12 protein-coding genes and 1 pseudogene are annotated in these 12,230 nt (G+C 55.1%); 8 read left to right on the forward strand and 5 right to left on the reverse strand.

Going from position 1 to position 12,230, the window contains the following annotated elements:
• Positions 1-81: 81 nt before the first annotated feature.
• Positions 82-525 carry a YtoQ family protein gene (locus EAO82_RS10095; RefSeq protein ID WP_096347543.1) on the forward strand — a complete coding sequence of 148 codons (444 nt, stop codon included), beginning with the start codon at positions 82-84 and terminating at the stop codon, positions 523-525.
• Between the two features lie 54 nt (positions 526-579).
• Positions 580-1,200: an FMN-binding negative transcriptional regulator gene (locus EAO82_RS10100; RefSeq protein WP_096347542.1), complete on the forward strand. Its 621-nt coding sequence runs from the start codon at positions 580-582 to the stop codon at positions 1,198-1,200.
• An 86-nt stretch (positions 1,201-1,286) separates the two neighbouring features.
• On the opposite strand, the pseudogene EAO82_RS10105 reads toward EAO82_RS10100, so the two are convergent.
• Positions 1,287-1,739, reverse strand: a pseudogene (locus EAO82_RS10105) (isochorismatase family protein); the annotation flags it as partial.
• Positions 1,740-1,810: 71 nt separating this feature from the next.
• On the opposite strand from EAO82_RS10105, the gene EAO82_RS10110 reads away from it, so the two are divergent.
• A complete protein-coding gene (locus EAO82_RS10110) occupies positions 1,811-3,103 on the forward strand; it encodes a hypothetical protein (RefSeq protein ID WP_096347541.1) in 1,293 nt (430 codons plus the stop codon).
• A 131-nt stretch (positions 3,104-3,234) separates the two neighbouring features.
• On the opposite strand, the gene EAO82_RS10115 is transcribed toward EAO82_RS10110, so the two are convergent.
• Positions 3,235-4,587 (reverse strand): PLP-dependent aminotransferase family protein, encoded by a 1,353-nt coding sequence (locus EAO82_RS10115; protein ID WP_096347540.1) that lies wholly within the window; start codon positions 4,585-4,587, stop codon positions 3,235-3,237.
• A gap of 84 nt (positions 4,588-4,671) precedes the next feature.
• On the opposite strand from EAO82_RS10115, the gene EAO82_RS10120 reads away from it, so the two are divergent.
• A complete protein-coding gene (locus tag EAO82_RS10120; protein WP_096347539.1) occupies positions 4,672-5,331 on the forward strand; it encodes a DJ-1/PfpI family protein in 660 nt (219 codons plus the stop codon).
• On the opposite strand, the gene EAO82_RS10125 is transcribed toward EAO82_RS10120, so the two are convergent.
• Entirely contained in the window at positions 5,248-6,138 is an 891-nt protein-coding gene (locus tag EAO82_RS10125; protein WP_096347538.1) for a LysR family transcriptional regulator, read from the reverse strand. The two genes, EAO82_RS10120 and EAO82_RS10125, sit on opposite strands and share 84 nt — an antisense overlap.
• A gap of 141 nt (positions 6,139-6,279) precedes the next feature.
• Between EAO82_RS10125 and EAO82_RS10130 the strand changes: the two genes are divergently transcribed.
• The 4 genes from EAO82_RS10130 (at position 6,280) to EAO82_RS10150 (ending at position 9,773) form a co-directional block, all read left to right on the forward strand.
• Complete coding sequence (locus EAO82_RS10130; RefSeq protein ID WP_096347537.1) at positions 6,280-6,819, forward strand: hypothetical protein; 540 nt, start codon at positions 6,280-6,282, stop codon at positions 6,817-6,819.
• A gap of 56 nt (positions 6,820-6,875) precedes the next feature.
• Positions 6,876-8,156, forward strand: a complete 1,281-nt coding sequence (locus EAO82_RS10135) for an MFS transporter (protein WP_096347639.1) — start codon at positions 6,876-6,878, stop codon at positions 8,154-8,156.
• 159 nt (positions 8,157-8,315) lie between these two features.
• The gene (locus EAO82_RS10140; protein ID WP_096347536.1) at positions 8,316-8,552 is read left to right on the forward strand and encodes a hypothetical protein; all 237 of its coding nucleotides are present in this window, start codon (positions 8,316-8,318) and stop codon (positions 8,550-8,552) included.
• 85 nt (positions 8,553-8,637) lie between these two features.
• A protein-coding gene (locus EAO82_RS10150; RefSeq protein WP_221412495.1) for an IS3 family transposase occupies positions 8,638-9,773 on the forward strand; the annotation gives its coding sequence in 2 pieces (ribosomal slippage) (positions 8,638-8,878 and positions 8,878-9,773; 1,137 coding nt in all).
• 194 nt (positions 9,774-9,967) lie between these two features.
• Here the strand turns inward: EAO82_RS10150 and EAO82_RS10155 are convergent.
• Both EAO82_RS10155 and EAO82_RS10160 read right to left on the reverse strand, forming a co-directional pair.
• On the reverse strand, positions 9,968-10,777 hold the full coding sequence (locus EAO82_RS10155; RefSeq protein ID WP_096347192.1) for a hypothetical protein: 810 nt from the start codon (positions 10,775-10,777) through the stop codon (positions 9,968-9,970).
• Positions 10,778-10,799: 22 nt separating this feature from the next.
• Entirely contained in the window at positions 10,800-11,609 is an 810-nt protein-coding gene (locus EAO82_RS10160) for a hypothetical protein (RefSeq protein WP_143520343.1), read from the reverse strand.
• Between the last annotated feature and the right edge of the window lie 621 nt (positions 11,610-12,230).

The raw sequence follows: 12,230 nt of genomic DNA on the forward strand, positions 1-12,230 counted from the left end.
TCTGACCAGCCCAACCAGCTCTGGTACCCTGTCAGTCTTGAGTAACCCTATTTCGCATTTTTGAAAAAGCTGAGGTACCGCATGATCTGGACTGTTTATTTATCCGGTGAGATCCATACCGACTGGCGCGAACAGATTCAAGCCGGCGCAGAAGCCGCCGGTTTGCCGGTGGAATTTACCGCCCCAGTCACCCATCACGAATCCAGCGACGCTGCGGGCGATATGTTGGGCAAGCCCGATGTACCCTTCTGGCGCGACCACCAGTCTGCCAAGGTCAACGGCATACGCACCAAGACGCTGCTGGAGCAGTGCGATGTGGCCGTGATCCGCTTTGGCGACAAGTACAAACAGTGGAACGCGGCCTTTGATGCCGGCTACTGCGCCGCCATGGGCACGCCCTACATTACCCTGCACGATGAAGACATCATCCATCCGCTCAAGGAAGTGGACGCAGCGGCGATGGCCTGGGCGCAGACCCCCGAGCAAGTGGTCGAGGTGTTGAAGTACGTTACCTCCGCCAGATAACAGCGGTACTCTATAGAATCTGACTAAAACCCGTGTTACCGGAGCGAAACCGCCTTGTACCTGCCCGAGCACTTTGCCGAAGACCGGCCCGAGCAACTGCACGCCCTGATGCGCGCCTACTCGCTGGGCGCGTTGGTGATGCACACCGACGAGGGGCTGGATGCCAACCACATACCCTTTGAGTTGCTGGCAGAGCAGGGCGCTCACGGCGTGCTGCAAGGCCATATAGCCCGCGCCAATCCATTGGTGCAGCAGATCACCGATGGCGCGCCCGTACTGGTGATCTTTCAGGGGCCGCACGGCTACATCTCGCCCAACTGGTACCCCAGCAAGCACGAAACCCACCGCCAGGTACCCACCTGGAATTACCAGGTAGTGCATGCCCATGGCCGCATTCGCCTACGTGACGACGAGCGCTTCGTCCGCGGCCTGGTAGCGCGGCTCACCCGTGAACATGAAGCCCAGGCTGGGTCCGAACGCCCCTGGAAGATGACCGACTCCAGCCCGGACTATATCAGCGAGATGTTGGCAAAGATTGTCGGTATCGAGATCGAGATTGAAAGCTTGGTGGGCAAGTTCAAGCTGAGCCAGAACAAGGCGGCTGCTGATGTGGCGGGGGTGGTGGATGCGCTGGATGAGCGTGGGCAGAAAATGCTGGCGGATACCATGCGCTAAGGATTTTCGGATTTGGCCAGCCAAATCCTTTCAGGTGAGAAAAGCAAAACAGCCATATCGATCGCGTCGATATGGCTGCATAGCGCTCAGCGCTTGCTGGTCAGCGTGTTGTAGCTGTTGATCAAGTTGCGATAGTCAGGAATGTGATTCGAGAACAGGGTCCCCAGACCTTCAACATCATTGCGCCAATCGCGGTGCAGCTCACACGCTAGCCCGAACCAGGTCATCATCTGGGCTCCGGCTGCGGACATGCGATCCCAGGCGGCATCGCGCGTCAAGGGATTAAAGGTCCCAGATGCGTCTGCTACCACGAAAACCTCATAGTCTTCTTCCAGGGCTGACAGCACCGGGAAAGCAACGCAAACCTCAGTGACTACGCTCGCCACGATCAGCTGCTTTTTGCCAGTGGCTTTAATCGCCTTGACGAAGTCTTCGTTGTCCCAGGCATTGATCTGGCCCGGGCGGGCAATATAGGGCGCGTCCGGGAAAATCTCCTTCAGCTCAGGCACCAGCGGGCCATTCGGGCCGTCTTCAAAACTGGGTGGCTATTCAGTCAATGGGCATTTATGCTCACCGCACTTCAGGCACCTCTGCCCCAATAAGGATAACAATGAAACACACTAAAACATGGATGCGGCGCGGTATGTGCCTGGCTGTCTGTCTCGTGGCCGTGGGGTTGTACGGATGCAAGGCCGAGAGCACCGACCAGGACGTGCCTGCGGAGGAAGACGCGGAGAATGTGCCTGAAGCGGACGATTTCCAGCACGCATTTGTCCTGGCTTCTGACGATGCTCCCGTGCTGACCTCCAGCTTTCGGCAGACCATGAACTTGCAGAGCTCGGCCAGTGCGTCCTCTTCAAGTGGGTGGACACCTCAGCAGTTTCTGGATGCCTATAACGTGGATTCCGTTGTTACAGCGGGCAACAAGCCCCGAGGATATGGAATCAAAATAGCCATCATCACGGCCTACCACTACTCGAACCTGCAGAGCGATCTGAATACCTGGGCAAGGAAGTTTTCCATAAATCCGATTAGCTTGAACATCATCAACCAGGCCGGCACCGTCAGGAATAGCAACTGGGCCATACAAAGTAACATAGCTGTTCAGATGGTCAACGCCGTGAGCCCGGGGGCGACTGTCTATGTGATTGAAGCCAAATCGAATACTCAGAGTGATATGAGGATCGCCGTACAAACCGCGGTCAATCTAGGTGTAGATATTGTCTCGATGCCGTTTGGCGCTCGCGAGTTCTCTGGGGAAAACTCCATGGCTTCCATGTTTGCCAAGACTCAAATCGCGTGGATAGTGGCAGCGGGCACTGGCGCTGGGCCGACCTTTCCGGGGACCTCTCCAGACGTTGTCGCGGTGGGTAGCACGTCAGCCAGTTTGTCAGCCAGTTCGGTACTCCTGTCTGAGACCGCAGTGGCCAACTCAGCAGCTGGCATGTCAATTTATCAAAGAATGCCCAGTTACCAGATGATTCCAGCCGTCCAGAATGCCAACACCACGGCTTTTCGGTCCGTCCCGGACGTAGCCTTTCACGCTGATTCGGGGCACGGCGCCCAGATTTATGTATCAATACTCGGAGGGTGGTACGTTATAGGCGGCAATGCGGTATCGACGGCATTCTTCACGGGTGTGGTCGCCATAGCCGATCAAGTCAGGAAAGGCGGTACCAAGCCAATGTTGTCTACCATTCACACCTCGCCCAACCCGCTTCAGCGCAGCCTCTACGGGCTTATGTCCACAAACGGAGGGCCCACCAATTCCACCGTCCTCAACGACGTCGTGGATGGATACTCCGGCGAGGGATCTTATCCAGCAGGCCCCGGCTACGATATCGCGACCGGCCTGGGCTCGTTGGATGTGAAGGCATTTGTCGACTACATGTATAACCAGTAGCCTGCGTGCGCTTATAGCTACAGCCAGCTCGACCCGACCGTCGCCTATCAGGCTTGTTGGCGATGGTCGGGAGGGCGCTGTCTTTCGGCAATGGCATGGCGCACCGAACCTGTGATATTTGGCTCTGGTCACTAGCGCGGACTAACCACCCCACATGAGCAGTCATATATCACCTGCGCCACCTTTCTCAGCCCTACCGCCAACAATTGGAAGCTAACGGAGCCGAGCGCAATACGGATTGCCTGCGGCACATGCTCAGAAGTGCAAAAGGGCTCCGCCGAGGACACGGCGATATCGGAGCGCAACAACTCCATCACCACCTGCTCTGCGCGCACGTCGACCGGAAGATGAACCCACAGGAAGTAAGACGCCGCATAGCCAGAGCATTGCAAGCCTTCCAGTATCTGCCTCGCCAATGCCTGCCGCTTGGTCGCATCCTCACGCTTCGCTGCCTCCAAACGGGCTAAGATCCCATCTTCTATCCACTCGCACACGATTGCGGTCATCAAGCCTGGCGTGTTCCAGGTTGTTGCTCTTACGGCGCGTTCTATCTTGGGTACCCATTCTATCGGCGCCACAACATAGCCCACCCGCAGCCCGGTACCTGCGCTTTTGGAGAAGCCTGATACGTAGATCGTGGACTCCGGCGCCAAGGTGGCCAACGGCGGCGGGGGGTTAGCCACCAGGAACGCGTAGGCAGCATCTTCGATAATCAGCAGACTGTGCTCGCGTGCTATGTCCACCAGCCGTTGTCGTTGCGCAAGGCTCATGATCCAGCCAAGCGGGTTGTGCAGTGTCGGCATAACATAGACCGCGCGCACTTTCCGTTGCCTGCAAAGTAGCGCCAGCGAGTCCAGATCGGGGCCGTGGCCAGAAGAGGGGAGAGGCAACAACTCCAGATGCTGGGCTTCCCCCAGGGCCTTGAAGCCGGAATAAGCCAGGCTGTCGACTGCCACCACGTCGCCCGGATTGAGCATGGCTATGGCAGTGACGGCCAAGCCATGTTGCGCTCCGTTGACTATTACTACCTGATCCGCCGTCGTCCGCAATCCGCGGCGAACCAAGTGCTTGGCAACCGTTGCACGCTCATGTGTTCGACCGGCATGGGGCTGGTAACGCAGCAGCGCCTCCAGATCACCGCCAGAAGCTATCCGCCGCAACGTGCTGCGTAAAAGCTCCGTTTGCTCAGGCAGCTCGGGGTAATTGAAATTGAGGTCCAGCATGGCGGGCGCCGTTGAGTGCTGATCGATCCCATGCCCCGGCGGCATGGCAATCTCTCGCACATAGGTGCCCCTTCCTGCCTCGCCACTGACCAATCCAATTGCGGCCAGCTCGGTATAGATCCGCGACGCAGTTACCAAAGCGATGCCTTCCTTTGCGGCCAGGGCGCGGTGGGTGGGAAGACGCGTGCCAGGGGCCAGCTTGCCCGCACGAATATCGGCCGCCAGAGAATCGACCAGTGCTTTATAACGGTTGCGAGCCATCCCTATTTGCATCCATGACAATTATTTGATTGTTATGGTCTTCCGGTTGAAGCTCTTTGGCAACGCCTATTCAGGAGCCCTGCCATGCATATCAGTATTCTCACTTTTGAAGGCTTTAACGAACTCGACTCGTTGATTGCTTTCGGCGTCCTTAATCGTATAAAGCAGCCCGGCTGGCGAGTGACGATAGCGAGCCCTGAGCGGCGCGTAACATCCATGAACGGTCTGGTACTGGAAAGCCAGGTGTCGTTGCACGAGGCCTGCGAAGCAGACGCTGTGATCATCGGCAGCGGTATCAAGACAAGAGAAATAGCCGCCGACGCCACGCTTATGGCTCAGCTTCGCCTCGATCCCGATGGGCAGCTATTGGCGGCCCAATGTTCAGGTGCGCTGATACTGGCCAAGCTGGGTCTGTTAAATGGCGTGCCGGCGTGTACCGACCTGACCACCAAACCCTGGTTACAGGATGCCGACGTTGAGGTGCTGAATCAGCCCTTTTATGCCGCAGGCAACGTTGCGACTGCAGGTGGCTGCTTGGCTTCGAACTATCTTGCGGCGTGGATTATTGCCCGTTTGATCAGCAAGGAAGCCGCAGCAGATGCGCTGCATTACGTTGCGCCAGTAGGTGAAAAAGAGGAATTTGTCAGCCACGTGATGGGGTTAGTTGGCGCATATTTCCATGACCAGAGTGCGCAGCCAACGATGGGCGGGGTCGGCACTGAATCTAGGATGCCACAGAAGTGAAACGGTGAACTCGGCCGTGGGCACTGGGAGGGGAAAGCTGAACATCCCTTCCCGCAAACTGGCTGTGTGACGTTGAGGAACGCTGGCTATCAGGTCGGAACCTCGAGCCAAACCCAGAGCGGTCGAAAAGCCGCCCACGATCGTGGTGATCTTGCGGGTCAACCCTAGCAGGATGAGAGCGTCGTCGATTGGACCGCTATCAGCCCCTCTCCGCGACACGAAAATATGCTTGCCGGAAGCATAAAGGGAAGGGGTGATCTCCCCTTGGCTTAACCGGTGACCTAGCCTCACCGCGCCGACGTAGTTGTCCCGGAACAGCGCTTTTACCTTCAACTCCGGCGCTGTGGAAGCCTCGATTACTCCAGTTTCCAGGTCGACGCTGCCATCGCGCAGTGACTGGCTGTCTTTATCTGGCTTCTGCACAAAAAATAACCGGACCCCAGGAGCCTGCTCTGCGATGCGCGCTATCAACTCAGGTCCAAAGCACTCCACAAAGCCTTCGCTGGTTCGCAGCGTGAAGGTTCTGACCAGGTTGTTAAGGTCGAGTGTTTCTGCAGGACGCAATATTTCCTGGCCATCGCGCACGAGCTGACTGACCCGGTCGCGCAACTCGAGAGCCCTTGGCGTCGGCACCAGCCCTCGTCCGGCTCTGACCAGCAGGGGGTCGCCCATTGTCTCGCGCAGTCGAGCGAGTGCCCGGCTCATTGCCGACGGGCTCAAGCGCAAGCGTTTAGCCGCGCGCGCAACACTGCCCTCTGCGAGTACCGCATCAAGGGTGACGAGCAAGTTGAAGTCAGGGTTTGGCATCAACTGATCTTAGCTCAGCTTTCGCCATAAGTGGCGTCAGACGCATCTATAAAGTGCAAATGGTGCGTCTTCCGCCTTATAGCGTTGTTCCTTACAGTTTTGCTCAGCGGCGCATTCGCACCGAATTGAAAGGAAAGCGACATGAACTCTCTGGAAAAGTCCCTCGAAGCCATCAGCTCAATCTGGGGGCCGCTCAGTTCCGAGCTGGTTGCAGGCTGTAAACAGCAACTGGAAACCCTCTTACAAACACCGATTTCAGAGCAATGGTTGGCGACGCTATGCCTGGAACAGTTGGCTCAAAAAGAACTGTACCGGGATCCCGCTAATGGATTCGTGCTGTTGGCGCACTCTGAACCCCAGGAGCTATACCGAGCCCCCCACGACCACGGCCAAGGCTGGGTCATTTATGCCATTCAGCAAGGGGAAATCGAGATGGGCACTTATGCCCGGATCGAGCGGGCTGACGGAAAGGTTGAACTGGTCAAACGGGATACCACCGTTCTTGGTGCCGGCATGGCTCAGGTGTATCTGCCAGGTGACATACATGACACCCGCTGCGTTTCAGGTCCCGCATTGCTATTCCGATTCACCGAGCGAGATCTGAAAAAAGAGGCTAAAGCCGGCACCTTGACCAGGTATGTATGGGGCGACGGCATCTGGACCCTTGAGCCCCAGCAGTGAAAAGCGTCGTGCCTGAGCGAGGGCGGACGCTAGCGATCACTTGCGTGCTCACCGCCATGGTAATGGTGGTACTGAACACAGCTATTGCAAACGTCGCATTGCCCGCGATTGCAGTCTCGTTAGACGTATCTCCCGCTATGTCCGTCCGGGTAATCACTGCATACCAGATGGCATTGTTGATGGCGTTGCTGCCTTGCGCGGCCCTAGGCGAAAGACTGGGCTACCGTAGGGTATTTGCCCTGGGCGTCATGTTGTTCACGGCGGCTACAGTTTTGTGTTCCCTGGCGCCATCACTGCCTTGGCTGCTTGCTGCACGATTCATGCAAGGGCTTGGCGGCGCGGCAGTCATGGCACTTGGTGTTGCGCTGCTTCGCAGTGCCGTAGCTCCTGACCAACTCGGTGCGGCTATTGGCTGGAATGCCATGGCAGTGGCACTGTCTTCTGCTGCCGGTCCGGCTATCGGCGCATTGGTTCTATCGGCAACAACCTGGCCCTGGTTGTTTGCTCTGCAACTCCCTCTGGGTTTGTTCGTACTGCTCATTACACGCTCGCTTCACGATAATTATGGGACTGCCAGCAGCGTTGATTTATTGAGCATGGCGTTGAACGTCGGGATGTTCGGCACCTTGGTTTTTGCCGTCGATGTGTTTATCGACAGACCGATACTGGCAGGGGCCCTGTTAGCCGTATCGGGCTTACAACTGGTTGCACTGGTAAAGCGTGAAATGCCAAAAAAGGCGCCGCTGATCCCCATCGACCTCCTGGGATCCCGATCATTCAGCCTTTCCGTATTGGCGTCTGTGTTTTGTTTTGCGGGCCAGACAGCCGCTATTGTCGCCTTGCCGTTTTACTTACAACGCAACCTTGAGCAAAGCGCCTTGATGACCGGCCTCTATATGGTCCCATGGCCCTTGTCTGTTGCTATCGCAGCACCATTGTCACGCCGCCTTGCAGACAAATATTCGACAGGTTTGATCTGCTTTTCAGGCGGTTTGCTGCTCGCTGTGGGCCTGGGAGCAACATCGTTGTGGCCGCTCGAGGAAGCCGTCTATCTCCTTATACCGTTCACAATGCTGTGTGGGTTAGGTTTCAGCCTTTTTAATGCCGCAAATAATCGCAATCTGTTTCTCTCGGCATCCATCGAACGCAGCGGGGCGGCAGGAGGTATGCAAGGCACCGCTCGATTGCTTGGGCAGACTGCAGGGGCGGTGATTATGACGGTGATTTTTACTTTCGGTGAAATTGCAACGACACCTCGGATTGGGTTCGGGCTTGGCGCCGCTCTGACGTTATTCGCAGCGTTGCTGAGTACCTTGCAAATCAAGAGGGTGGCATGACCCAGGCCAAGACCTCAGGGCATATGTTTTGCTCACTCTGGCGCACCGTTCCCTGCGTTGGTGGCCATCAGACCAAAGACCTGATTTCGTTTGTGGTTTTTGCCCACCGGAAGGTTTACCTTTGAGGGAAGGCATTACGCCACTCTCAGGAGCCCATGGATGGCGCGTAAACGTACCTCAACATTCGAAGATCTGGTAACCCTCCTTTCAAGACTGCCCTGGTGGGCAAGTTTGCTGATTGGCGTTATTAGTTGGCTGATCCTGCGCCCCGTTGCTACTAGCCCTATGGCCACTCCCGCAGGCGCAACGCTCGACGACCTTTCCGGAATAATGCTCAGCCAGGCCTGGCGCGTCTTCGCGATGTTTGGCCAATACCTAATTCTGAATCGCCCCTAGTTTCGTAGACACCTCCAGGCCTTATATGGAATGCCCCGGGTTACCTGGACACTTCTAGCCTATTATTTGAGCATAGGAGGAAGTGATGAGTAACCAGCGATATTCACCCGAATTCAAAGACGAAGCGGTCCGGCAGATCGTCGAGAGGGGTTACCCAGTAGCCGAGGTCTCGGAGCGACTGGGTGTCTCTGCCCACAGCCTTCACAAATGGGTCAAGGCAATCAAGCCAAGTAAATCCGACGAACAGACCTCAGAGCTCAACGACGCAAAGAAGGAAATTCTTAAGCTGCGAGCCCAGCTTCGACGAACTGAGGAGGAGCGAGATATCTTAAAAAAGGCCGCTCGGTACTTCGCAAGCCAACCCGAGTGAAGTACCGATTTGTTGCTGACCACAGTAGCGAGTTTCCGGTGCGCACCATGTGCAACCTGCTTGATATCTCGCGAAGCGGCTACTACGCATGGCGTTTCCGGCCGTTGTCCGACAGAGCTGTCGAAGATGCTCGGCTGCTGCCTTTGATACATGCTTCTTACGGTGCCAGCTTTGGCGTCTATGGCTATCGGCGGATATCAATGGACCTGAAAGAGACTGGTGAGACGTGCGGTAAGCACAGAGTCCATCGCATCATGAAGACCAATAATATCAAAGCGATACACGGTTATAAAAAGCCAAGAGTTGTGAACGGCCGACCATCGATCCTGGCACCCAATACGCTTAACCGGGAATTCAAGGTGACCACACCAGACACCGCTTGGGTAACCGATATTACTTACATTAGGACCTGGCAAGGATGGCTATACCTGGCAGTCGTACTGGATCTGTTCTCACGCAGAGTAGTGGGCTGGTCCATGAAACCGACGCTAGCACGCGAGATCGTTCTAGACGCTCTCATGATGGCTGTCTGGCGTCGCAAACCCACTAGCCGAGTGCTGGTTCACTCAGATCAGGGGTCTCAATATGGCAGCGACGACTGGAGACGATTCTGTCATCACCACAACCTTGAGCCAAGCATGAGTCGACGCGGCAATTGTTGGGACAATGCTGTCGCGGAGTCATTTTTTAGTAGTTTGAAAAAAGAGCGCATTAAGAAGCGCATCTACAAAACCAGAGACATAGCTCGCGCAGATATCTTTGATTACATCGAAGTGTTTTATAATCGAAATCGGCGCCACAGCCATCTCGGCGGCTTAAGCCCAGAGGCTTTCGAGGCCGCTTCAGCATGAGGCTTCAACGTGTCCAAAAACCCGGGGCATTCCACTGATCCTTGGACTTGGTATGCCTAGTAGATGCGGATGCTATCACCTGCGCCCTAATTTATGGCGGGCAGTTGCCTGGAATGGGATCAGTTTTCATCTGAACCCAATTACCCGCATGATAATTGCCGGGAAACGTAGCCCCCTACGTACGAACAAACTGATCAATTTGGCAGTGTGCAGGCAGGGTAGACATCGCATAGCTGGCCATCCATTTTGAATTGTCTTAATTGCGGGGGCTCATTGCAGAAAAAGCCAGATTCCTGTTGTGCACAAGCACGATACCCCTCAGGTGTTTTCACCCATTGGCGTGAATCCTTCGGCTTGTCTTCCGGCTCCAGCTCAAAGGTGAAGTGAATGCTTTTACCTTGTAGCTCATTCCAAGCAAACCGGGGGTATTCCCTGACAATTCGAGTTCTTTGCTCATCGTGCGTTTTACAGCTGAAGGTTTTGCTAACGTCGCCTCGTCTTGGGTGATTTTCAAACGTATATGAACACCGGCGGAACTGGTTCAAGGATAGGAAAGCTTCATGATTTACGCCTGTTTCATACATTTCATCTGGCAATAATATAAACATTTCTTCTTTTGCTTCGTGGACCTTGCCAGCTGGTCCAGTCAGAGTCAGAGAGGGCCTGAAGGCAAACAACCTGCAGCCCTTGTTGACGACATGCAGCGGGAGTTCGAAGGAATAATTGACCGCAGCTGACTCAGCCGCACTGGTCACGTCCTTGGGCTGAAGGCCCACGATCAGGTCCAGGTCGCCTAGGAAGTCAGGGCAGGCTCCGTCCCGAGGAAAGTAAAGGGCGTTCGCCTCAAGATCATATCCAGCAGGGCTTACTACGGTGATGGTGAAGCTTTCGGGGCTGGGTGTCAGGTTTTGAAAATTCGGCCGGTAATTCGCTGCAGAGCAACCATATAAAGTGATAGAGGCTAATGTCAGAGATACCAGCGTGCGCAGGGTTACTTCAGTCATGGGTACGATTTCCGTCGAATTATCAGTCAAGGCCTTCAGGCAGCGTGCAACCTGGGTAGATGTCACATTGCTGTCCGTTCATCTCAAACTGCTTTAATTCAGGCGGGTCCTGGCAATAAGAATTAAACTCCCTATTAACGCAGGGGCGGTACCCATCAGGTGTTTTAAGCCAACTTCGTGGAGAAGAAGGTGTATCTTCGGCGACTCTGGAAAAGGTGTAATGGATTGTTTTGTCCTTCAAGTCTTCAAAAACAAAGGCCGGGGAGTAACCGCCAGCGTCCTTCTCTGCATTGAAGCAATTTATAAACCTTCGCACCTTTGAACCGAGCCTTGGAATATAGAAAGTATGGGAGCACAGCCTGGTTTGGTTGACGCTCCTCAGGGATTCATGCCGTCCTTCGCGTGCGGGCATCTCGGACTTCGGGAAAAAGTACATGTCCTGTGTTCTGTGTGTGCCCCCTTGGCCTTCCCGAAGCTCCAACCCTAAATGGGAGTGAGCGGCATTCAATTGGCATCCCAAGATATGGATGCTCAGCGGGCTTTTAAACGAATACTCATTTGCAGAAGTGGGCTTTTCTCTATCAAGCTCGGCTGCCTGGCGGCTTACTCGCCAGTCAAAAGCTTCGGTGTCCTCCGAACATACGCCATTCGCGGGTCGATAGACTGTAGTTGCTTTGATGGTATGTTCATCTAGCGCCGTGGCAGTGATGGTGTAGTGGTCTTTGCTAGGGTTCAATCCTTTGAAGTCTGAAGGCGGGGCCGTTGCACAGCCGGAAAAAGCGATTGCAGCAAGTGAAAGAAGTGTGGCTCTATGCAGGCTGAGCGTAAACAAGGCTATATTCCCTTCTGCCAGGTTATTTGGTTCTTGAGTGATCGGATGATTGCTGAGATGGGCGTCGAGTCGTACCTAGAGTGGTAAAGCGGTAAGCCGGCGAGCCATTAAGCGATGGCATCCTAAGGACTTTGATCAACAGAGACAATCGTTGCTTCATTGTCTTGTGACACAGTTCTATGGCTTAACCGGCATCCGACCCTGAGTAGTGAATAGAGCAGCGACCCAACTTGTATGGGTAGTAAGTGAAAGCAAAGGCGTGAGTATCGTCCTGGTAGTGCTTCATGACTTTGCGTTGTGTCAATGGACGCATCATGCAGCGCCGAAACTCGCTGCGAAAGGCCAGGGTCAGATGAACATTTCTACAAATTGATAAAATTACCGACACAGTCAAGGTCAACATGAACCGGCCGCAATATCCTAGCGGAGCATCTGTGTTGGGTCTGATGAGCGGCCAGAGCAGGATGGAAGCGCGATCTCGGTAGTGGCGATCAATTATTGCGTTAACGCGGAGCCACCGGCGTTTTTCAATGACATTGGCCCTATTGATCCCAGAGAGGGATCTGAACAACCAGAGGCCAGCCTTTAGCGGAGCTGACAACTCCCAGCCCGTTCAGTAAC

It is taken from the genome of Halopseudomonas pelagia, assembly GCF_009497895.1.
In the GTDB taxonomy this organism is placed as follows: domain Bacteria; phylum Pseudomonadota; class Gammaproteobacteria; order Pseudomonadales; family Pseudomonadaceae; genus Halopseudomonas; species Halopseudomonas pelagia_A.

What these genes read in the sequence shown, in the direction of transcription:
- EAO82_RS10125 (WP_096347538.1), bottom strand. Translation starts at nt 6,138, where the DNA reads ATGCCAAACCCTGACTTCAACTTGCTCGTCACCCTTGATGCGGTACTC.
- EAO82_RS10130 (WP_096347537.1), top strand. Translation starts at nt 6,280, where the DNA reads ATGAACTCTCTGGAAAAGTCCCTCGAAGCCATCAGCTCAATCTGGGGG.
- EAO82_RS10095 (WP_096347543.1), top strand. Translation starts at nt 82, where the DNA reads ATGATCTGGACTGTTTATTTATCCGGTGAGATCCATACCGACTGGCGC.
- EAO82_RS10110 (WP_096347541.1), top strand. Translation starts at nt 1,811, where the DNA reads ATGAAACACACTAAAACATGGATGCGGCGCGGTATGTGCCTGGCTGTC.
- EAO82_RS10155 (WP_096347192.1), bottom strand. Translation starts at nt 10,777, where the DNA reads ATGACTGAAGTAACCCTGCGCACGCTGGTATCTCTGACATTAGCCTCT.
- EAO82_RS10120 (WP_096347539.1), top strand. Translation starts at nt 4,672, where the DNA reads ATGCATATCAGTATTCTCACTTTTGAAGGCTTTAACGAACTCGACTCG.
- EAO82_RS10135 (WP_096347639.1), top strand. Translation starts at nt 6,876, where the DNA reads ATGGTAATGGTGGTACTGAACACAGCTATTGCAAACGTCGCATTGCCC.
- EAO82_RS10140 (WP_096347536.1), top strand. Translation starts at nt 8,316, where the DNA reads ATGGCGCGTAAACGTACCTCAACATTCGAAGATCTGGTAACCCTCCTT.
- EAO82_RS10115 (WP_096347540.1), bottom strand. Translation starts at nt 4,587, where the DNA reads ATGGCTCGCAACCGTTATAAAGCACTGGTCGATTCTCTGGCGGCCGAT.